The sequence below is a fragment of the Streptomyces sclerotialus genome, from assembly GCF_040907265.1.
In the GTDB taxonomy this organism is placed as follows: Bacteria; Actinomycetota; Actinomycetes; order Streptomycetales; family Streptomycetaceae; genus Streptomyces; species Streptomyces sclerotialus.
The window spans coordinates 3,790,101-3,808,995 of sequence record NZ_JBFOHP010000002.1 but is presented as its reverse complement, the minus strand read 5'-3'; the positions used below and the strand labels follow the sequence as shown (position 1 = coordinate 3,808,995).

19 protein-coding genes are annotated in these 18,895 nt (G+C 72.2%); 14 read left to right on the top strand and 5 right to left on the bottom strand.

Features of this window, described 5'->3' with window-relative positions; all coding sequences use genetic code 11:
* Positions 1-74 precede the first annotated feature (74 nt).
* The 4 genes from alr to AAC944_RS16805 all read left to right on the top strand — a co-directional run bounded on the left by alr (position 75) and on the right by AAC944_RS16805 (position 3,535).
* Entirely contained in the window at positions 75-1,253 is a 1,179-nt protein-coding gene (gene alr, locus AAC944_RS16820) for an alanine racemase (protein WP_030619854.1), read from the top strand.
* Positions 1,250-2,497: an alpha/beta fold hydrolase gene (locus AAC944_RS16815; protein WP_030619853.1), complete on the top strand. Its 1,248-nt coding sequence runs from the start codon at positions 1,250-1,252 to the stop codon at positions 2,495-2,497. Before alr ends, AAC944_RS16815 begins: the two co-directional genes overlap by 4 nt.
* Positions 2,498-2,589: 92 nt before the next feature.
* Positions 2,590-3,108, top strand: a complete 519-nt coding sequence (tsaE, locus tag AAC944_RS16810) for a tRNA (adenosine(37)-N6)-threonylcarbamoyltransferase complex ATPase subunit type 1 TsaE (RefSeq protein WP_030619852.1) — start codon at positions 2,590-2,592, stop codon at positions 3,106-3,108.
* Positions 3,109-3,274: 166 nt separating this feature from the next.
* A complete protein-coding gene (locus AAC944_RS16805; protein ID WP_030619851.1) occupies positions 3,275-3,535 on the top strand; it encodes a hypothetical protein in 261 nt (86 codons plus the stop codon).
* 152 nt (positions 3,536-3,687) lie between these two features.
* Here AAC944_RS16805 and AAC944_RS16800 read toward each other — a convergent pair whose 3' ends face one another.
* The gene (locus tag AAC944_RS16800; RefSeq protein WP_030619850.1) at positions 3,688-4,272 is read right to left on the bottom strand and encodes a hypothetical protein; all 585 of its coding nucleotides are present in this window, start codon (positions 4,270-4,272) and stop codon (positions 3,688-3,690) included.
* Between the two features lie 142 nt (positions 4,273-4,414).
* Here AAC944_RS16800 and tsaB point away from each other — a divergent pair, with 142 nt between their 5' ends.
* Genes tsaB through tsaD form a run of 3 tightly spaced genes read left to right on the top strand, consistent with a single transcriptional unit; the run spans position 4,415 to position 6,748 of the window.
* Positions 4,415-5,104 (top strand): tRNA (adenosine(37)-N6)-threonylcarbamoyltransferase complex dimerization subunit type 1 TsaB, encoded by a 690-nt coding sequence (gene tsaB / locus AAC944_RS16795; RefSeq protein ID WP_030619849.1) that lies wholly within the window; start codon positions 4,415-4,417, stop codon positions 5,102-5,104.
* A 38-nt stretch (positions 5,105-5,142) separates the two neighbouring features.
* Positions 5,143-5,613, top strand: coding sequence for a ribosomal protein S18-alanine N-acetyltransferase (rimI, locus tag AAC944_RS16790; protein WP_051872136.1), 471 nt, complete (start codon positions 5,143-5,145; stop codon positions 5,611-5,613).
* Positions 5,606-6,748: a tRNA (adenosine(37)-N6)-threonylcarbamoyltransferase complex transferase subunit TsaD gene (gene tsaD, locus AAC944_RS16785; RefSeq protein WP_030619847.1), complete on the top strand. Its 1,143-nt coding sequence runs from the start codon at positions 5,606-5,608 to the stop codon at positions 6,746-6,748. The genes rimI and tsaD overlap by 8 nt, the downstream gene beginning before the upstream one ends.
* A 34-nt stretch (positions 6,749-6,782) precedes the next feature.
* Here tsaD and AAC944_RS16780 read toward each other — a convergent pair whose 3' ends face one another.
* Complete coding sequence (locus AAC944_RS16780; RefSeq protein WP_030619844.1) at positions 6,783-7,979, bottom strand: THUMP-like domain-containing protein; 1,197 nt, start codon at positions 7,977-7,979, stop codon at positions 6,783-6,785.
* A gap of 208 nt (positions 7,980-8,187) precedes the next feature.
* On the opposite strand from AAC944_RS16780, the gene groES reads away from it, so the two are divergent.
* Together groES and groL are read left to right on the top strand one after the other, a co-directional pair.
* Entirely contained in the window at positions 8,188-8,496 is a 309-nt protein-coding gene (groES, locus tag AAC944_RS16775) for a co-chaperone GroES (RefSeq protein ID WP_019329594.1), read from the top strand.
* Positions 8,497-8,625: 129 nt separating this feature from the next.
* Positions 8,626-10,248 carry a chaperonin GroEL gene (gene groL, locus AAC944_RS16770; protein WP_030619840.1) on the top strand — a complete coding sequence of 541 codons (1,623 nt, stop codon included), beginning with the start codon at positions 8,626-8,628 and terminating at the stop codon, positions 10,246-10,248.
* 72 nt (positions 10,249-10,320) lie between these two features.
* On the opposite strand, the gene AAC944_RS16765 is transcribed toward groL, so the two are convergent.
* Complete coding sequence (locus tag AAC944_RS16765) at positions 10,321-11,094, bottom strand: SDR family NAD(P)-dependent oxidoreductase (RefSeq protein WP_030619838.1); 774 nt, start codon at positions 11,092-11,094, stop codon at positions 10,321-10,323.
* Between the two features lie 247 nt (positions 11,095-11,341).
* Between AAC944_RS16765 and AAC944_RS16760 the strand changes: the two genes are divergently transcribed.
* Complete coding sequence (locus AAC944_RS16760) at positions 11,342-12,253, top strand: LysR family transcriptional regulator (protein WP_030619836.1); 912 nt, start codon at positions 11,342-11,344, stop codon at positions 12,251-12,253.
* Between the two features lie 88 nt (positions 12,254-12,341).
* Here AAC944_RS16760 and AAC944_RS16755 read toward each other — a convergent pair whose 3' ends face one another.
* On the bottom strand, positions 12,342-12,671 hold the full coding sequence (locus AAC944_RS16755; RefSeq protein ID WP_030619834.1) for a WhiB family transcriptional regulator: 330 nt from the start codon (positions 12,669-12,671) through the stop codon (positions 12,342-12,344).
* A 388-nt stretch (positions 12,672-13,059) separates the two neighbouring features.
* On the opposite strand from AAC944_RS16755, the gene AAC944_RS16750 reads away from it, so the two are divergent.
* The 4 genes from AAC944_RS16750 to AAC944_RS16735 all read left to right on the top strand — a co-directional run bounded on the left by AAC944_RS16750 (position 13,060) and on the right by AAC944_RS16735 (position 17,504).
* Positions 13,060-13,671 carry a response regulator transcription factor gene (locus tag AAC944_RS16750; RefSeq protein ID WP_003948568.1) on the top strand — a complete coding sequence of 204 codons (612 nt, stop codon included), beginning with the start codon at positions 13,060-13,062 and terminating at the stop codon, positions 13,669-13,671.
* Between the two features lie 372 nt (positions 13,672-14,043).
* On the top strand, positions 14,044-14,619 hold the full coding sequence (locus AAC944_RS16745; RefSeq protein ID WP_030619831.1) for a sigma-70 family RNA polymerase sigma factor: 576 nt from the start codon (positions 14,044-14,046) through the stop codon (positions 14,617-14,619).
* Positions 14,620-14,780: 161 nt separating this feature from the next.
* Positions 14,781-16,280: an IMP dehydrogenase gene (gene guaB / locus AAC944_RS16740; RefSeq protein ID WP_030619829.1), complete on the top strand. Its 1,500-nt coding sequence runs from the start codon at positions 14,781-14,783 to the stop codon at positions 16,278-16,280.
* A gap of 114 nt (positions 16,281-16,394) precedes the next feature.
* Complete coding sequence (locus AAC944_RS16735; protein ID WP_030619826.1) at positions 16,395-17,504, top strand: GuaB3 family IMP dehydrogenase-related protein; 1,110 nt, start codon at positions 16,395-16,397, stop codon at positions 17,502-17,504.
* Positions 17,505-17,566: 62 nt separating this feature from the next.
* On the opposite strand, the gene AAC944_RS16730 is transcribed toward AAC944_RS16735, so the two are convergent.
* On the bottom strand, positions 17,567-18,814 hold the full coding sequence (locus AAC944_RS16730) for a nucleotide sugar dehydrogenase (protein WP_030619822.1): 1,248 nt from the start codon (positions 18,812-18,814) through the stop codon (positions 17,567-17,569).
* Positions 18,815-18,895 lie beyond the last annotated feature (81 nt).

Here is an 18,895-nt window from a genome sequence, read left to right as displayed (position 1 = left end):
CATCAGGCGGCCGGAAACGGCCCGGCACGGCGGCCGGACGGGCTCCGCCCGCCGCACCTGCGACACTGATGACGATGAACGAGAGAGCACTGCGCGCCCGCGCCACCATCGACCTCGACGCACTGAGGTCGAACGTGCGTGCCCTGAAGGCGCACGCTCCCGGTGCCCGGCTGATGGCCGTGGTCAAGTCCGACGGGTACGGACACGGCGCGGTGGAGTGCGCCGCCGCGGCCCGCGAGGCCGGCGCCGAATGGCTGGGGACCGCGCTCCCCGAGGAAGCCTTCGCGCTGCGCGAGGCGGGCGACACCGGCCCCCTCATGGCGTGGCTGTGGACGCCCGGCGGCCCGTGGCGCAAGGCCGTGCTGCTCGGCATCGACGTCTCGGTGAGCGGCATGTGGGCGCTGCGCGAGGTGTGCCACGCGGCGCGCGCCGCCGGCCGCCCGGCCCGCGTCCAGCTGAAGATCGACACCGGTCTCGGCCGCAACGGCTGCCAGCCCGCCGAATGGGCGGAGCTGACCGAGGCGGCCCGCGCCGCCGAGACCGAGGGCCTCCTCCAGGTCACCGGCGTCTGGTCGCACTTCGCCTGCGCCGACGAGCCGGGCCACCCCTCGGTCGACGCGCAGCTCACCGTCTTCCGCGAGGCGCTGGCGACCGCGGAGGCGGCGGGCCTGGCCCCCGAGGTGCGGCACATCTGCAACACCCCGGGCCTGCTCACCCGCCCCGACGCGCACTTCGACCTCGTCCGCGCCGGCATCGGCGTCTACGGCATCTCGCCGAGCCCCGAGGTCGGCACGCCCGCCGACTTCGGGCTGCGCCCGGTGATGACGCTCTCCGCCTCCCTGGCGTCGGTCAAGCCCGTACCGGGCGGCCACGGCGTCTCGTACGGCCACCACTACACGACCCCCGGCGACACCACGCTCGCACTGGTCCCGCTCGGCTACGCCGACGGCATCCCGCGGCACGCCTCCGGCACCGGCCCGGTGCTGATCGCCGGCAAGCGGCGGACGATCGCCGGACGGGTCGCCATGGACCAGTTCGTCGTCGACCTCGGCGGGGAAACCGCCTCTGTGGGGGACGAGGCCGTGCTCTTCGGCCCTGGCGACCGCGGGGAGCCGACCGCCGAGGACTGGGCGCAGGCCACGGGAACCATCGCCTACGAGATCGTCACCCGGATCGGAAGCCGGGTGCCACGCGTCTATGTCTCCGAACACGGAACTGTCCCTGAGCACGACGGAACGGGGGAAGGGACATGAGTGAGGGCACACACGGCGTCGTCCCGGACGTGGCCGGGGCCGCCGCCGACGCGGCGGAGACGGTGGGCAGCTGGGCACGGGCCGGACGGCACGCGGGCGTCGCGGGCGCCGCGATCGGCATGGTCGCGGCCGGCGCCGCCGCGGGGGTCGCGCTGGAGCGGCTGACGGTCGGCCGCGGGATGCGCCGCAAGGCACGGATGGCGCTGGACTCGGCGGGCCCGTACGGCACGCTGCGCGGCACACCGGGCACCGCGTACTCCGAGGACGGCACCGAGCTGTACTACGAGATCGACGAGCCGGAGGAGCGGCCGGACGGCGAGGCGCAGCGGGCCCGCCGCAAGCGCCTGCTGGGGGCCCTGGGGCGACGCTCCGCGGCCCCCACGGTCGTCTTCTGCCACGGTTACTGCCTCAGCCAGGACGCCTGGCACTTCCAGCGGGCCGCGCTGCGCGGCAGCGTCCGCACGGTCCACTGGGACCAGCGCAGCCACGGGCGCTCGGCCCGCGGCCACGCCCAGATCGAGGGCACCGCACCGGTCACCATCGACATGCTGGGCCGGGACCTGAAGGCGGTGCTGGACGCCGCGGTGCCGGACGGGCCGATCGTGCTGGTCGGGCACTCCATGGGCGGCATGACGGTGATGGCGCTCGCGGACCACTTCCCGGAGTACGTCGCCGAGCGGGTGGTCGGCGTCGGCCTGATCGGCACGTCGGCCGGGCGGCTGAGCGAGATCGCCTCCTTCGGTCTGCCGTCGCTCGGCGTGAAGGCGCTGCACCGGTTCGCGCCGGGCGTGCTGAAGGCGCTGGGCGCGCAGAGCGAGCTGGTCGAGAAGGGCCGGCGGGCGACGGCCGACCTCTTCGCGGGGCTGGTGAAGCGGTACTCCTTCGGCGCGCCGAAGGACGTGGACCCGGGGGTCGCGCGGTTCGCCGAGCGGCTGATCGAGGCGACGCCGATCGACGTCGTCGCGGAGTTCTTCCCGGCGTTCGCGGTGCACGACAAGACGGCGGCGCTGGCGGCCTACGACGGCGTACCGGCGCTCGTACTGGCCGGCGACCGCGACCTGATCACACCGCCGGAGCACAGCCGCGCGATCGGCGACCTGCTCCCGGCCGCCGAGCTGGTCTGCGTACCGGACGGCGGCCACCTGGTCATGCTGGAACACCCCGAACTGGTCAACGGCCACCTGACGACCCTGGTCGAGCGCGCCGCGACGGAATCCCGGGCCTGGCGCCCGGCACGGGCCTAGCAGGGGCGGCGCCGGCCGAGTGCCGGCCGGGCGGAGGCGGGGCGCCGCCGCCGTGGCGCGCGGTGTACGCGCGGCCTCGTACCATCGGCGGCATGAGCACCACCGACGCCATCACGCAGGTAACCGTCAAGTCTCCGGACCGGATGCAGGAGTTGGGCCGGCGGCTCGCCGGCCTGCTGCGCCCGGGGGATCTGGTGCTGCTGACCGGGGAGCTCGGCGCGGGCAAGACGACGCTGACCCGGGGCCTGGGCGAGGGCCTGGGCGTACGCGGCGCCGTCACCTCGCCGACCTTCGTCATCGCCCGGGTGCATCCCTCGCTGCACGTCGGCCCGCCCCTGGTGCACGTCGACGCCTACCGGCTCGGCGGCGGCCTGGAGGAGATGGAGGACCTGGACCTGGACGTCTCGCTGCCGGAGTCCGTGGTCGTCGTGGAGTGGGGCGAGGGCAAGGTCGAGGAGCTGTCCGAGGACCGGCTGCACGTCGTCATCGCGCGTGCGGTGGGCGCCGAGGCGGCCGCGTCGGGTGACGAGGACGACGTCCGCGAGGTGACGGTCACGGGCGTCGGCGCGCGCTGGGCGGGCTGCGACCTGAGCGTGCTGCAGGAGCTCTGAGCAGGGCGGGCCCGCGGCCCTTTCCGGGGCGGCGGGCTCCGTAGTTTCCGACAAGCCGTCGGGAAGATGTTGCGTCGGCGGTGCCGGGCGTGGTCACATGGAGGGAGAGAGCCGGTTAGGTCTACCTAACCATGCCCGCTCGCCCCAGGATTCCCGGGAGGCATCCATGTCGGCCCACCAGTCCCTCGCCGCGGCGGCCCGCCGCGACGACAGCGAACCGTCTCCGTTCCGGCGCGAGGACGGCCCCCGGCCGACGATGAACGAGCTCCTGGCGTCCTGTGCCGCCGCCAGCGCGGTCTCCACGCCCCCGGGCGCCCCCGAGGCCACGGCCGGCGCCGAGGACCGCGGCGAGGGCCGTGCCGACGGCTGTATCGAGCCCCAGGGCGAGGACGCCCGCCTGCCGGGCAGCGGCCGCGACGCGGCCTAACGGCCGCCGGGACCGTCGGGACCGCTCAGCGGTCCGGCGCCCGCGCTCCGGCGTGAGCCGTCCACTCGCGACCGCGACGATCCGTAGTCCGTACGGGTGAAACATCAGTTCGCGGCGGCGCCCTGCGCCGTACGGGTGCCGCCGCGGAGCGGCTACGGGACGACGACGACCTTCGTGCCGACCGTGGCGAACTTCCACATCGCCGCGCCGTCGGCGCGCTTCTCGCGGACGCCGCCCGTCTTCTTCTGCTGCGCGTCCGGCTGCGGCATCGACCCGTCGACCGCCGCGCTGAAGCCGACCACCACGTTGTCGACCGTGGCGAACCGCACGACGTTCTCGATCGGGATCCCGTCGGAACCGGTCACGCTCGCCGAGCGCGTGGTCACCGAGTACGCCCCGGGCGCCGGGCTGACCGTGCTCGGGACGACCTCGTACGTGCGCAGGACCTGCTCCTTCGGACCGATCAGCCACACCCGCCGGGAGTCCAGCGCGTACACCACGCGCTTCCCCGTACCGGAGTGCGCCGGCACCGCGGTCTCCCGCTTCTCCTTCTCCGCCGCCGACTCCTCGGGCTTCTGCTGCCCCGACGGCGTGGGCGACGCCGAGACGCCCTTGGCGGAGCGGACCGGCTTCAGCGGGTCGGAGGCGTCGGCCGAGGCCTGGAAGGCCAGGAAGCCGACCGCGGCCAGTGCCATCACGGTGAGAGCCGTCACGATCGAGCTGCTCCTAGCGGCCACCGCCGTGCCACCTTTCCGTACGGGTCCGTACGCGTCCGAGGTCCGAAAGCCGGCACGCGACGTGCCGGAGTCCCAGCACGCAGCGTACCGGCGAGCGCAGCACCCGGCAGGGCGGTGTCCGCCGCGCCGTAGTCTTGAGGACGTGCTGCTGCTTGCCCTTGACACCGCAACCCCCGCCGTCTCCGCCGCGCTGCTCAGCTGCGACCCCGCCCCGGACGGCGGTACGGCCGCCCCGCGCGTGCTCGCCGAGGCCCGCGAGGTGGACGCCCGCCGCCACGGTGAACTGCTGCTGCCCGCCGTCGACCGGGTGCTCGGCGAGGCCGGAGTGAAGCTCGACGCGGTCACCGACATCGCCGTGGGCGTCGGTCCCGGCCCGTACACCGGGCTGCGCGTCGGCCTGGTCACCGCCGCCACCTTCGGCGCGGCCCTGGACGTGCCCGTGCACGGCCTGTGCTCGCTGGACGGCATCGCGTACGCCTCCGGGCTCACGGAACCCTTCGTGGTGGCGACGGACGCGCGCCGCAAGGAGGTCTACTGGGCCCGCTACGGCGACTTCCGTACCCGGCTGACCGAGCCCGCCGTCGACCGCCCGGCCGACATCGCCGAGCAGGTCGCCGGGGTGCCGGCGGTGGGCGCCGGCGCCGTGCTGTACGACGGCACCTTCGACGGCGTACGGGCGGACGGACCCGAGCACCAGTCGGCGGCGGCGCTCGGCGCGCTCGCCGCCGAGAAGCTGGCCCGGGGCGAGACACTGCTGCCCCCGCGGCCGCTGTACCTGCGGCGGCCGGACGCGCAGGTCCCCGCCAACTACAAGGTGGTCACCCCCAAGTGACCGCCCACGCCGACCAGCCCGCCGCCGTGCTGCGCGAGATGCGCTGGTGGGACATCGAGCCGGTGCTGGCGCTGGAGGAGGAGCTGTTCCCCGAGGACGCCTGGTCGCGCGGGATGTTCTGGTCCGAGCTGGCACACGCCCGCGGGCCCGGCGCGAACCGCCACTACACCGTCGCCGAGCGGGACGGCCGGCTCGTCGGCTACGCCGGACTCGCCGCCGTCGACGGCACCGGCGACGTCCAGACCATCGCCACCGCCCGCGACCAGTGGGGCTCCGGGCTCGGCGGCCGGCTCCTCGCCGACCTGCTCACCGCCGCCACCGCCTTCGAGTGCCACGAAGTCCTCCTCGAAGTGCGCGTCGACAACCTCCGTGCCCAGCGGCTGTACGAACGCTTCGGCTTCGAGCCCATCGGCTTCCGCCGCGGCTACTACCAGCCGGGCAACGTCGATGCCCTGGTCATGCGCTACACCTCCGAATCCCTCGTACAAGGAACACCGATCAATGGCTGACGAACCGCTCGTCCTCGGCATCGAGACCTCCTGCGACGAAACCGGTGTCGGCATCGTCCGCGGTCACACCCTGCTGGCCGACGCCATCGCCTCCAGCGTCGACGAACACGCCCGCTTCGGCGGCGTCGTCCCCGAGGTCGCCTCCCGCGCGCACCTGGAGGCGATGGTGCCCACCATCCAGCGCGCCCTGAAGGAGGCCGGCGTCGCCGCCTCCGACCTGGACGGCATCGCGGTCACGGCGGGGCCAGGACTCGCCGGCGCCCTGCTCGTCGGCACCTCGGCGGCCAAGGCGTACGCGTACGCGCTGGGCAAGCCGCTGTACGGCGTCAACCACCTCGCCTCGCACATCTGCGTCGACCAGCTCGAACACGGCGCGCTGCCCGAGCCGACGATGGCGCTGCTGGTCTCCGGCGGCCACTCCTCGCTGCTGCTCGCGCCGGACATCACCTCCGACGTACGGCCGCTGGGCTCGACGATCGACGACGCGGCGGGCGAGGCGTTCGACAAGGTCGCCCGCGTGCTGAACCTCGGCTTCCCCGGCGGCCCGGTCATCGACCGGATGGCCCGCGAGGGCGACCCGGAGGCCATCGCGTTCCCGCGCGGCCTGACCGGCTCCCGCGACCCGAAGTACGACTTCTCCTTCTCCGGCCTGAAGACCGCCGTGGCCCGCTGGATCGAGGCCAAGCGGGCAGCGGGCGAGGAGGTGCCGGTGGCGGACGTCTCCGCGTCCTTCCAGGAGGCCGTCGTGGACGTGCTGACCCGGAAGGCCGTCCGGGCCTGCAAGGACCACGGTGTGGACCACCTGATGATCGGCGGCGGCGTGGCGGCCAACTCCCGGCTGCGCGCGATGGCCGAGCGGCGCTGCGAGGACGCGGGCATCACGCTGCGCGTGCCGCGCCCGAAGCTGTGCACGGACAACGGTGCGATGGTCGCGGCCCTCGGCGCCGAGATGGTCGCCCGGAACCGCCCGCACTCCGCCTGGGAGCTGTCCGCCGACTCCTCCCTCCCGGTCACCGAGCCGCACGTCCCGGCCCCGGGCCACGAGCACCGGCACGGCGTCCCGCACTCCCACCACGGCCACGGGCACAGCCACGATCACGTGCACGAGGTCAGCAAGGACAACCTGTACTCGTGATCAGTCTGTACCTGTGATCGGCCGGTACTCGTGATCAGCCGTCGACGGGCTTCGCGGGCTGCCCGACGAGCATCGTCGGGGCGCCCGCGACGCGGGTGAGGAGCACCGTGGCCGCGTTCGGGCCGCGCAGCTTGACCTTGCGGCGGATCTCCTCCGGTTCGACGGCGGAGCCGCGCTTCTTGACCGTCAGCACGCCGATCTCGCGTTCCCGGAGGAGTGCCTTGAGCTTCTTCAGGTTGAAGGGCAGCTCGTCGGTGATCTCGTAGGCGGCGGCGTACGGGGTGGGGCGCAGCTCGTCGGCGGTGACGTACGCGATGGTCTCGTCGATCAGGCCGCCGTCGAGCTCGGCCGCGGCCTCCGCGACCAGGTGCGCGCGGATGACAGCGCCGTCCGGTTCGTACACATAGCGGCCCACGGGGCGTACGGGCGGGTCGGGGAGCGGGGCCGTGGTGCGGAGCGCGGCGCCCGAGGGCAGCAGGGTCGCCCGCATCTCGCCCGGCTCCGTGCCGAACCAGAGCACCGCCTCCTTCACGTCGCCGCCGTCCGAGATCCACTCCGCGGCGGCGTCCTCGGGGATCGCCTCGTGGGGGATGCCGGGCGCGATCTTCAGCGCGGCGCGCGGGGCCTTGCGGGCCGCCTCGATCGCCCAGGAGAGGGGCGGGGAGTACGCCTCGGGGTCGAAGACGCGGCCGCGGCCGCCACGCCGCGCCGGGTCCACGAAGACGGCGTCGTACGGGCTCGTGTCGATCTCCGTGACGTCCGCGCAGCGCACCTCGATGAGGTCGGACAGGCCGAGCGCCTCGGCGTTGGCGCGGGCCACCTCCGCCGTGAGCGGGTCGTGGTCCACCGCCAGGGCGCTGATGCCCGCCCGGGCGTACGCGATCGCGTCGCCGCCGATGCCGCAGCACAGGTCGGCGACGCTGCGTACGCCCAGCTCCGCGAGGCGGGCCGCGCGGTGCACGGCGACGGTGCGGCGGGTGGACTGCTCGACGCCGTTCGGGGTGAAGAACATCCGGTACGCGTCCTCGGCGCCGAACTTCGCGACCGCCCGCTGCCGCAGCCGGGCCTGGCCCAGGGCCGCCGACACCAGGCCGGCGGGGTGCTCGCGGCGCAGCCGGGTGGCGGTGGCGAGCTCCTGGGCGGGGTCGTGGTCGCGGAGGCCGGCCAGCAGGGTCCGGCCTTCATCGGTGAGCAGCGCGGAGAAGGCGTCGAGAGGGTTCACCCGTCCCATTCTGGGGCAGGTCGTGGATCTCTTTGCGAGCCACGTTGGCACTCCGCTTGACCGAGTGCTAACCGCGTCATAGTCTCGGCGCTGGCACTCACCACTGGAGAGTGCCAAACACAGCGACGGGCAGGTCCGGCACCCGCGACGACGGATCCACCTGGTCGCCACCTCAGACAGTTAACCCCGTGAGATCTCCGAAGGGGGAGGTCGGATCGTGACGACCGCCAGCTCCAAGGTTGCCATCAAGCCGCTCGAGGACCGCATCGTGGTCCAGCCGCTCGACGCCGAGCAGACCACGGCTTCGGGCCTGGTCATTCCGGACACCGCCAAGGAGAAGCCCCAGGAGGGCGTCGTCCTGGCCGTGGGCCCGGGCCGCTTCGAGGACGGCAACCGTCTTCCGCTCGACGTTTCCGTCGGCGACGTCGTGCTCTACAGCAAGTACGGCGGCACCGAGGTGAAGTACAACGGCGAGGAGTACCTCGTCCTCTCGGCTCGCGACGTTCTCGCGATCGTCGAGAAGTAAGCCGGGACCTGGGTTTCCCCAGGCCGACGCTTCACCCCAGCTGTTCTGATCTGCGCCCCTGGTTCCCGCGTCTCACCACCCGGGGCAGGGGCGCATTTCGTTGAGAGTACGACTAAGGACACGTAACTCATGGCGAAGATTCTGAAGTTCGACGAGGACGCCCGTCGCGCCCTCGAGCGCGGCGTCAACAAGCTTGCCGACACGGTCAAGGTGACGATCGGCCCCAAGGGCCGCAACGTCGTCATCGACAAGAAGTTCGGCGCCCCCACCATCACCAACGACGGTGTCACCATCGCCCGTGAGGTCGAGGTCGACGACCCGTACGAGAACCTCGGCGCCCAGCTGGTGAAGGAGGTGGCGACCAAGACCAACGACATCGCTGGTGACGGCACCACCACCGCCACCGTCCTGGCCCAGGCGCTGGTCCGCGAGGGTCTGCGCAACGTCGCCGCCGGTGCCTCCCCGGCCGCCCTGAAGAAGGGCATCGACGCCGCCGTCAAGGCCGTGTCCGACGACCTGCTCTCGACGGCCCGCCCGATCGACGAGAAGTCCGACATCGCCGCCGTCGCCGGCCTGTCCGCCCAGGACAAGCAGGTCGGCGAGCTCATCGCCGAGGCGATGGACAAGGTCGGCAAGGACGGTGTCATCACCGTCGAGGAGTCCAACACCTTCGGCCTGGAGCTCGACTTCACCGAGGGCATGGCCTTCGACAAGGGCTACCTCTCCCCGTACATGGTCACCGACCAGGAGCGGATGGAGGCCGTCCTCGAGGACCCGTACATCCTCATCCACCAGGGCAAGATCTCCTCGATCCAGGACCTGCTGCCGCTGCTGGAGAAGGTCATCCAGGCCGGCTCCTCCAAGCCGCTGCTGATCATCGCCGAGGACGTCGAGGGCGAGGCCCTGTCGACCCTCGTCGTCAACAAGATCCGCGGCACTTTCAACGCCGTCGCCGTGAAGGCCCCCGGCTTCGGTGACCGCCGCAAGGCGATGCTCGGCGACATGGCCACCCTCACCGGTGCCACCGTCATCGCCGAGGAGGTCGGCCTCAAGCTCGACCAGGCCGGTCTGGACGTGCTGGGCACCGCCCGCCGCGTGACCGTCACCAAGGACGACACCACCATCGTCGACGGTGGCGGCAAGGCCGAGGACGTGGCCGGCCGCGTCGCGCAGATCAAGGCCGAGATCGAGACCACCGACTCGGACTGGGACCGCGAGAAGCTCCAGGAGCGCCTCGCCAAGCTCGCCGGTGGCGTCTGCGTCATCCGCGTGGGTGCGGCCACCGAGGTCGAGCTCAAGGAGAAGAAGCACCGTCTGGAGGACGCCATCTCCGCGACCCGCGCCGCGGTCGAGGAGGGCATCGTCTCCGGTGGTGGCTCCGCCCTGGTCCACGCCGTCAAGGTGCTCGAGGGCAACCTCGGCAAGGAGGGCGACGAGGCCACCGGTGTCGCCGTCGTCCGCCGCGCCGCCGTCGAGCCGCTGCGCTGGATCGCCGAGAACGCCGGCCTGGAGGGCTACGTCATCACCTCCAAGGTGGCCGAGCTCGACAAGGGCAACGGCTTCAACGCCGCCACCGGCGAGTACGGCGACCTGGTGAAGGCCGGCGTCATCGACCCGGTCAAGGTCACCCGCTCCGCCCTGGAGAACGCCGCCTCCATCGCCTCCCTGCTGCTCACGACCGAGACCCTGGTCGTCGAGAAGAAGGAAGAGGAGGAGGCCGAGGCCGGTCACGGTCACGGCCACGCGCACTGAGTGAGCTGACTCCACAACGAGGCCCGGCCCCCGATGGGGAGCCGGGCCTCGGGCTTTCCGGTACCCGACCGGCTACTGCGGCCCGTACTTCCGCCCCGTCCGGGACGTGACGCCGCCCAGGAGGTTGCGCGGGGCGAGCTTCACGACGCCCATCAGGGCCTTGTACCGCGGGTCGGGGATGGAGAGGGAACGGCCGCGGGCCAGGTCCTTCATCGCGGCGTCCACCAGATTGTCCGCGTCCAGCCACATCCAGCCGGGGATGTTGTCGGTGCCCATCCCGGCGCGCTCGTGGAATTCGGTACGGACGAAGCCCGGGCACAGGGCCATCAGCCGCACCCCGCTGCCCGCCAGATCGCGCGCCGCGCCCTGGGTGAACTGCACGACCCACGCCTTGCTCGCGCCGTACGTCCCGCGCGGTACGAAGGCCGCGACCGAGGCGACGTTGACGACCCCGCCGCGCCGCCGCTCGCGCATCCCCTTCACCGCCGCCGAGGTCAGCCGGAGCACCGCCTCGCAGTGCACCTTCAGCATCGCCAGCTCGTCGGCCATCGGGACGTCCAGGAACTCGCCCTTGTTGCCGAAGCCCGCGTTGTTGACCAGCAGGTCCACCGGGTGCTTGCGGTCGTCGAGCCGCTTCTCGACGGCCTCGATGCCCTCCTCCGTCGCCAGGTCGGCGGTCAGCACACCGACCTCGACGCCGTGCCGGTCGTGCAGTTCGGCCGCGTGCTCGCGCAGCTTCTCTTCGTTACGGGCCACCAGCACCAGGTTGTGTCCGTCGGCCGCCAGCCGGCGCGCGAACGCCGCTCCGATGCCCGCCGTCGCTCCCGTGACCAATGCAGTCGTCATAAGAGAACGCTATCTGTCCGGCGGGGCCCCGCCGGGCCCGGCACCCGCCGTGCGGGTGACCGACCCACCGTCAGTTGCCCTGCCCCGCCCGCCACTTCCCTGCCGCGTACCGTACGTATCCAGCCCAGTAGCGGTCGTCTTCGCGCCGAAAAGTCCACCCGTGCGGCCCGCCCGGCACGGATCGTGGCGCTCCAAAGCGGTGACCGATAATTCCGGCTCCGCCCCAAGTAGTGCTTATGCTTGAGGAATGATCGAGGCCCGTCATCTCCGCGTGCTGCGCGCCGTCGCCCGGACCGGCTCCTTCTCCGCCGCCGCACGGGAGCTCGGCTGCACCCAGCCCGCCGTCTCCCAGCAGATCAAGGCGCTCGAACACGCGGCGGGTACGCCACTGATCATCCGTGCCGGCCGCGAGATGCGCCTCACCGAGGCGGGCGAGGCCCTCGTACGGCACGCCGTCGGCATCCTCGCCGGGCTCACCGCGGCCGAGGAGGAGGTCGCGGCGATCGCCGGGCTGCGCGCCGGACGGGTGCGGCTGGTGTCCTTCCCCTCCGGCAGCTCGACCCTGGTGCCCACCGCGCTGGCCGCGATGCGGGCCGCGCACCCGGGTACGGCGGTCTCGCTGGACGAGGCGGAGCCGCCGCGCTCCATCGAGATGCTGCGCGGCGGGGACTGCGAGATCGCGCTGGCCTTCCGCTACCCCGAGGTGCCGGGCGCCGACCCGGCCGCCGAGTCCGAGTGGGACGACCTGATCGTCCGCCGGGTGCTCACGGACCGGCTGGTGGGGCTCGTACCGGAGCGGCACCGGTTCGCCGAAGTGGGCCGGGCCGGCTTCGCCGAGCTGGCCGAGGAGCCGTGGATCGCGGGCTGCCCGCGCTGCCGCCGCCACCTGGTCTCGGTCTGCGAGAGCGCCGGTTTCACGCCCCGCATCGACTTCGCGACCGACGACTACCCGGCGGTGATCGGCCTGGTCGGCGCGGGGCTGGGTGTCGCCGCGCTGCCGGAGCTGGCGCTGGCCTCCGTACGCCCCAAGGGCGCGCGGACGGTCCTGCTGGAGCCGGTCGTGCAGCGCGAGATCGTGGCACTCACCCTGCCGGACCTGGCCCAGGTCCCGGCGGTGACGGCCATGCTCGACCAGCTGGCCGCCGCGGGCGGCCGCTGATCCGGCCCCGTACCGCCCTGCACCGTACCGTTCTCCCGCCGGTACGGGTGCAGAAACGTTTCGTCTGTTCGGGTGTCCTTACGGAGCGTCAGCCTCTGTGCATCATCGCCGGACCGGAGCCGCCCGCCGGCACCAGGCGATGCCGGGCCCGGCCCATCAGCTCTTCCCTCTCGTCCTCGGTCAGGCCGCCCCACACGCCGTACGGCTCGCGGACGGCCAGGGCGTGGGCTGCGCATTCCGCGCGTACCGGACAGCGCATGCAGACCTCCTTCGCCGACGTCTCGCGTGCGCTACGGGCCGCACCGCGCTCACCCTCGGGATGGAAGAAGAGTGAACTGTCCACGCCGCGGCAGGCGGCGAGCAGCTGCCAGTCCCAGAGGTCCGCGTTCGGGCCCGGAAGGCGGGAGAAATCTGCCATTGCTAGTCCCCTCGAAGCGTGGCGGTATCGGGCTCCTGCTCATGACCGTACATCTACCTTCTAAGTAGATGTAAATATGACTCTTCTCGAATCTTGCCTCAGACAATGTCCAAACGGAAAAAAAGCACCGAACAGGGCAAAGCGGACAGGTTGCGGAAAGTGGAGTGCCGAGGGGCGCGGGTCTTGCTGCTGCGTGTCCGGCCCCTCACATAGAGTGTCGAAAACGGCCCCTCAGCCCGTAACTCTTTCGGGTGACCGTCGTTGAGAGTGCGGAAGCGGTTGACAGAGGGACTCCCCGGGCAGGTGTCCGAGGCCGTCAATCGCACAGGTGACGATACGTACCAGCCTGGAGGCACAACGTGACGCGCATCAGCTGCGGAGGACGGCCATGACTTCCGTCCTCGTCTGCGACGACTCCCCGCTTGCCCGAGAGGCGCTCCGTCGGGCGGTTGCGACCGTCCCCGGTGTCGAGCGCGTGACGACCGCGGCCAACGGCGAGGAAGTCCTCCGCCGCTGGGGTGCCGATCGCTCGGACCTGATTCTGATGGACGTACGGATGCCCGGCCTCGGCGGTGTCGAGACCGTGCGCCGGCTGCTGTCCGCCGACCCGGGCGCCCGGATCATCATGCTCACCGTCGCCGAGGACCTCGACGGCGTGGCGCTCGCCGTCGCCGCCGGCGCCCGCGGCTATCTGCACAAGGACGCCTCGCGCGCCGAGCTGCGCGCGACGGTGACCCAGGCGCTCGCCGACCCGACGTGGCGGCTCGCCCCGCGCCGGCTGCGGTCCGCCGAGATGGGCGCGGCGCCGACGCTCACCGCGCGGGAGATCCAGGTGCTGGAAGGCATGAGCCACGGGCGGTCCAACGCCGAGATCGGGCGCGAGCTGTTCCTCTCCGAGGACACGGTCAAGACGCACGCCCGCCGGCTCTTCAAGAAGCTCGGCGCCTCCGACCGCGCACACGCGGTGGCGCTCGGCTTCCGCTGGGGCCTGGTCCGCTGAGCCGTTCGTCGGCGAGGGCACAGCGGGGCCGCGTCGCGCGCCGTTCCGGAAGGGTGGCGCGTGCCACGGCCCCGCTGTGCCGCCGTCCGGCGCCGAAACCTCACGCGATGCCGCATGCTTGAGGTGTGACTCCTCCCCGGCTCCAGGGCCGGGGCTTCTCACTCGGCCAGAAGAGACCTCATGACGGACATGCCCCTCACGGTGCCACGCGGCACCGGTGAACGCCGTGGGCGACGTCTCGGGTCCGGCATGGGCAACACCCGAAAGGGGGAGGCGTGGGACGTGAGTGCTGGCACACCGACGCATAACACTTCGGTGCACAACTACGGGGGCGATGCCGCGAACCGTGCGGCGTCAAGGCACCATGGACCGATGCGCGAGGACGGGACCCAGGAGATCGGCGGGCTCGTCGCACGTGCCGTCGAGGGGGACCGGCAGGCGACGCACGACCTCCTCGCGCATGTGCACCCGCTCGCCCTGCGCTACTGCCGTACGCGGCTGTCCAGGCTGCCGGGTGACGCTCGCCACTTCGTCGAGGACCTCGCGCAGGAGGTCTGCGTGGCGGTGCTCTGCGCGCTGCCGCGCTACCGGGACACCGGCAAGCCGTTCGAGGCGTTCGTCTTCGCCATCGCCGCCCACAAGGTCGCCGACCTGCAGCGAGCCGCGATGCGCGGCCCGGGCAGCACGGCCGTGCCCTCGGACGAGATGCCGGAGCAGCCGGACGACTCGCTCGGTCCCGAGGAGCGGGCGCTGCTCAGCAGTGACGCGGAGTGGGCCAAGAAGCTGCTGGCCAACCTGCCGGAGAACCAGCGGGAGCTGGTGCTGCTGCGGGTGGCGGTCGGGCTGACGGCGGAGGAGACCGGGCAGATGCTGGGGATGTCGCCGGGAGCGGTCCGGGTCGCGCAGCACCGCGCGCTCAGCCGGCTCCGGGCGCTCGCCGAGCAGTAGGCGCCGCCGTCCCCGCGTACGGAGCGGGGTGGCCTGCCGAACGCCCTGATCCGTACGTGTGAACGTACAAAGAACATGGGTGATCTTGCTCGTGGAATGAGCCACCGGTCATTCCCGTTAGCATGGACATCCGCACTGATCAAGGCCATTGGGAAGGTGTCATGACCAACGTCGACGGAGTCCCCGGAAAATTCGCGACACTCGGGCTGACCTACGACGATGTGCTGCTGCTGCCGGGCGCCTCCGACATGTCGCCCGACCAGATCGACACCTCCTCGTACATCTCGAAGAACGTCCGGGTGAACGTCCCGCTGCTGTCCGCGGCGATGGACAAGGTCACCGAGGCCCGGATGGCCATTGCCATGGCGCGTCAGGGCGGCGTCGGCGTGCTGCACCGCAACCTCTCCATCGAGGAGCAGGCCAACCAGGTCGACCTGGTCAAGCGCTCCGAGTCCGGCATGGTCACGGACCCGATCACGGTGCACCCCGACGCGACCCTGGCCGAGGCCGACGACCTGTGCGCACGCTTCCGTATCAGCGGTGTGCCGGTGACCGACGCGGCGGGCAAGCTGCTCGGCATCGTGACCAACCGCGACATGGCCTTCGAGACCGACCGCGGCCGTCAGGTCCGTGCCGTCATGACCCCGATGCCGCTGGTCACGGGCAAGGTCGGGATCTCCGGCGTGGACGCCATGGAGCTGCTGCGCCGCCACAAGATCGAGAAGCTGCCGCTGGTCGACGACGCGGGTGTCCTCAAGGGCCTGATCACGGTCAAGGACTTCGTCAAGGCCGAGCAGTACCCGAACGCCGCCAAGGACTCCGAGGGCCGGCTGCTGGTCGGCGCGGCCGTCGGCGTGGCGGGCGACGCGTACGAGCGGGCCCAGGCGCTGATCGAGTCCGGTGTGGACTTCATCGTCGTGGACACCGCGCACGGCCACTCCCGGCTGGTCGGCGACATGGTCGCCAAGATCAAGTCGAACTCCTCCGTCGACGTCGTCGGCGGCAACGTCGCCACCCGCGAGGGCGCCCAGGCGCTGATCGACTCCGGCGTGGACGGCATCAAGGTCGGCGTCGGCCCCGGCTCCATCTGCACCACCCGCGTCGTCGCCGGCATCGGCGTCCCGCAGGTCACCGCGATCTACGAGGCCTCGCTCGCCGCCAAGGAGGCCGGCGTCCCGGTCATCGGCGACGGCGGCCTGCAGTACTCCGGTGACATCGCGAAGGCCCTCGTCGCGGGCGCCGACACGGTGATGCTCGGCTCGCTGCTGGCGGGCTGCGAGGAGTCGCCGGGCGAGCTGATGTTCATCAACGGCAAGCAGTTCAAGTCCTACCGCGGCATGGGTTCGCTCGGCGCGATGCAGACCCGCGGCGACCGCAAGTCCTTCTCCAAGGACCGGTACTTCCAGGAGGGCGTCGCCTCCGACGAGAAGCTGGTGCCCGAGGGCATCGAGGGCCAGGTGCCCTACCGCGGCCCGCTCTCCTCGGTCGTCCACCAGCTCGCCGGCGGCCTGCGCCAGTCGATGTTCTACGTCGGCGGCCGCACGGTCCCGGAGCTGCAGGAGAAGGGCCGCTTCGTGCGGATCACCTCGGCGGGCCTCAAGGAGAGCCACCCGCACGACATCCAGATGACGGTCGAGGCACCGAACTACAACGCCCGCTGAGCGGGTAGGCCCGGTTCCGGAACCACGGCTTGAGGGGGAGCCCGCGGACAGCCGTCCGCGGGCTCCGGCATGTCAGGGATACTGGAACGGCAGACACAGAGGAAAGGCCACACAGTGACTGAGATCGAGATCGGGCGCGGCAAGCGCGGCCGCCGGGCGTACGCCTTCGACGACATCGCCGTCGTACCGAGTCGGCGGACCCGCGACCCGAAGGAGGTCTCGATCGCCTGGCAGATCGACGCCTACCGTTTCGACCTGCCCTTCCTGGCCGCTCCGATGGACTCCGTGGTCTCCCCGGAGACCGCCATCCGCATCGGTGAGCTGGGTGGCCTGGGCGTCCTCAACCTCGAAGGCCTGTGGACCCGGTACGAGGACCCGGAGCCGCTGCTCGCGGAGATCGCCGAGCTGGACGAGTCCGCCGCGACCCGCCGCCTCCAGGAGATCTACGCGGCCCCGATCAAGGAAGAGCTGATCGGCCAGCGCATCAAGGAGGTGCGCGACTCCGGTGTGGTCACCGCCGCCGCGCTCTCCCCGCAGCGCACCGCCCAGTTCTCCAAGGCGGTCGTGGACGCGGGCGTGGACATCTTCGTGATCCGCGGCACCACCGTCTCCGCCGAGCACGTCTCCTCCGCCGCCGAGCCGCTGAACCTCAAGCAGTTCATCTACGAGCTGGACGTCCCGGTCATCGTCGGCGGCTGCGCGACCTACACCGCGGCCCTGCACCTGATGCGTACCGGCGCGGCCGGCGTGCTGGTGGGCTTCGGCGGCGGCGCCGCGCACACCACCCGTAACGTCCTGGGCATCCAGGTCCCGATGGCCACCGCCGTCGCGGACGTCGCGGCGGCCCGCCGGGACTACATGGACGAGTCCGGCGGCCGGTACGTGCACGTCATCGCCGACGGCGGCGTGGGCTGGTCCGGCGACCTGCCCAAGGCCATCGCCTGCGGCGCGGACGCCGTGATGATGGGCTCCCCGCTGGCCCGCGCCACCGACGCGCCGGGCCGGGGCCACCACTGGGGCATGGAGGCCGTCCACGAGGACGTGCCGCGCGGCAAGCGGATGGACCTCGGTGCGGTCGGCACGACCGAGGAGGTCCTGCTCGGCCCGTCGCACACCCCGGACGGTTCGATGAACTTCTTCGGCGCGCTGCGCCGTGCGATGGCCACGACCGGCTACTCCGACCTGAAGGAGTTCCAGCGGGTCGAGGTGACCGTGCGCGCGTAATCCGCGTACTTCGTGTGCAAGGGGCCCTGCCGGCGCGGCGGGGCCCCTTTGCATGACAGGCGTCACAGCCGGTGGGCTGCCCCTGTCGGTGTCGCCCCGCGGGTGTCCAGCAGGAGCTGGGCCTTCACGGCCAGGCCCTGGAGGTCGTACGTGCGGTGGTGCTGCAGGAGCAGGGTGAGGTCGGCGCCGGCGGCGGCCTCGTAGAGGGAGTCCGCGCGGGGGACGGGGCGGCCGAGCACCTGCCACTGGGGGACGTACGGGTCGTGGTACGTCAGGTGGGCGCCCAGCTCCAGCAGCCGGGCGGCGATCTCGCGGGCCGGTGAGCCCTCCTGGTCGGCGATGTCCGGCTTGTAGGTGACGCCGAGGAGCAGGACGCGGGCGCCGCGCGCGGACTTGCCGTGCTCGTTCAGGAGCGTGGCGCAGCGCTGGATGACGTACCGGGGCATCCGCCCGTTGACCTCCTGGGCGAGTTCGACCATGCGGAGCGGGTGGCCGGGCGGGCGGCCCTTGCCGGCGAGGTGGTTGGGGTCGACGGGGGCCGCGTGGCCGCCGACGCCGGGCCCGGGGCGGAAGGCCTGGAAGCCGAAGGGCTTGGTCTCGGCGCAGCGGATGACGTCCCAGAGGTCCACGTCGATGTCGTGGCAGAGGACGGCCATCTCGTTCATCAGGGCGATGTTGACGTGCCGGTAGTTGGTCTCCAGGAGCCCCGCGGTCTCGGCCTCCTTGGGGCCGCGGGCGCGGACGACCTTGTCGGTGAGCCGGCCGTAGAAGGCGGCGGCGGCCTCGGTGCAGGCGGGGGTGAGGCCGCCGATGACCTTCGGGGTGTTGGCGTGCCCGTAGCGGCGGTTGCCGGGGTCGTACCGGGCGGGGGAGCAGGCGAGGTGGAAGTCGCGTCCCGCGGTGAGTCCGGAGCCCTGTTCCAGGAGCGGCCGGAGGAATTCCTCGGTCGTACCGGGGTACCCCGCCGACTCGAGGATCACCGTGGTGTGGGGGCGCAGATGTGCGGCGAGGGTGCGGGCGGCGTCGGCCACCGCGCGCAGATCCAGGGCGCCGTCCTCGCCGAGCGGGGTGGGGGCGCAGATGACGGCCGTGCGGACCCGGCCGAGCGCCGCGGGGTCGGTGGTGGTGCGGAAGCCGGCGGTGAGCAGCCGGCGTACTTCGGTGGGGGAGAGGGGGCCGTCGGCGCCGAGCGCCGCGGCGGTGGGTGGTCCGGAGGTGTAGCCGATGGTGCCGAGGCCGGCGGCGACGGCGGCCTCGGCGAGGGGGAGGCCGATGTGGCCGAGTCCGATGACGGCGAGGTCTGCGGGCATGCTGGCCGTCCTTCCCGAGCGATTCCAGGTGGCGCATAAGTAGACTAAGCGGACATTTGACCCAGAATGGGGATTGGCGGA

What these genes read in the sequence shown, in the direction of transcription:
- AAC944_RS16750 (WP_003948568.1), top strand. Translation starts at nt 13,060, where the DNA reads ATGACTTCCGTCCTCGTCTGCGACGACTCCCCGCTTGCCCGAGAGGCG.
- alr (WP_030619854.1), top strand. Translation starts at nt 75, where the DNA reads ATGAACGAGAGAGCACTGCGCGCCCGCGCCACCATCGACCTCGACGCA.
- tsaD (WP_030619847.1), top strand. Translation starts at nt 5,606, where the DNA reads ATGGCTGACGAACCGCTCGTCCTCGGCATCGAGACCTCCTGCGACGAA.
- tsaE (WP_030619852.1), top strand. Translation starts at nt 2,590, where the DNA reads ATGAGCACCACCGACGCCATCACGCAGGTAACCGTCAAGTCTCCGGAC.
- AAC944_RS16815 (WP_030619853.1), top strand. Translation starts at nt 1,250, where the DNA reads ATGAGTGAGGGCACACACGGCGTCGTCCCGGACGTGGCCGGGGCCGCC.
- guaB (WP_030619829.1), top strand. Translation starts at nt 14,781, where the DNA reads ATGACCAACGTCGACGGAGTCCCCGGAAAATTCGCGACACTCGGGCTG.
- AAC944_RS16765 (WP_030619838.1), bottom strand. Translation starts at nt 11,094, where the DNA reads ATGACGACTGCATTGGTCACGGGAGCGACGGCGGGCATCGGAGCGGCG.
- rimI (WP_051872136.1), top strand. Translation starts at nt 5,143, where the DNA reads ATGCGCTGGTGGGACATCGAGCCGGTGCTGGCGCTGGAGGAGGAGCTG.
- AAC944_RS16755 (WP_030619834.1), bottom strand. Translation starts at nt 12,671, where the DNA reads ATGGCAGATTTCTCCCGCCTTCCGGGCCCGAACGCGGACCTCTGGGAC.
- groL (WP_030619840.1), top strand. Translation starts at nt 8,626, where the DNA reads ATGGCGAAGATTCTGAAGTTCGACGAGGACGCCCGTCGCGCCCTCGAG.
- AAC944_RS16805 (WP_030619851.1), top strand. Translation starts at nt 3,275, where the DNA reads ATGTCGGCCCACCAGTCCCTCGCCGCGGCGGCCCGCCGCGACGACAGC.
- AAC944_RS16730 (WP_030619822.1), bottom strand. Translation starts at nt 18,814, where the DNA reads ATGCCCGCAGACCTCGCCGTCATCGGACTCGGCCACATCGGCCTCCCC.
- AAC944_RS16760 (WP_030619836.1), top strand. Translation starts at nt 11,342, where the DNA reads ATGATCGAGGCCCGTCATCTCCGCGTGCTGCGCGCCGTCGCCCGGACC.
- AAC944_RS16745 (WP_030619831.1), top strand. Translation starts at nt 14,044, where the DNA reads ATGCGCGAGGACGGGACCCAGGAGATCGGCGGGCTCGTCGCACGTGCC.
- AAC944_RS16780 (WP_030619844.1), bottom strand. Translation starts at nt 7,979, where the DNA reads ATGGGACGGGTGAACCCTCTCGACGCCTTCTCCGCGCTGCTCACCGAT.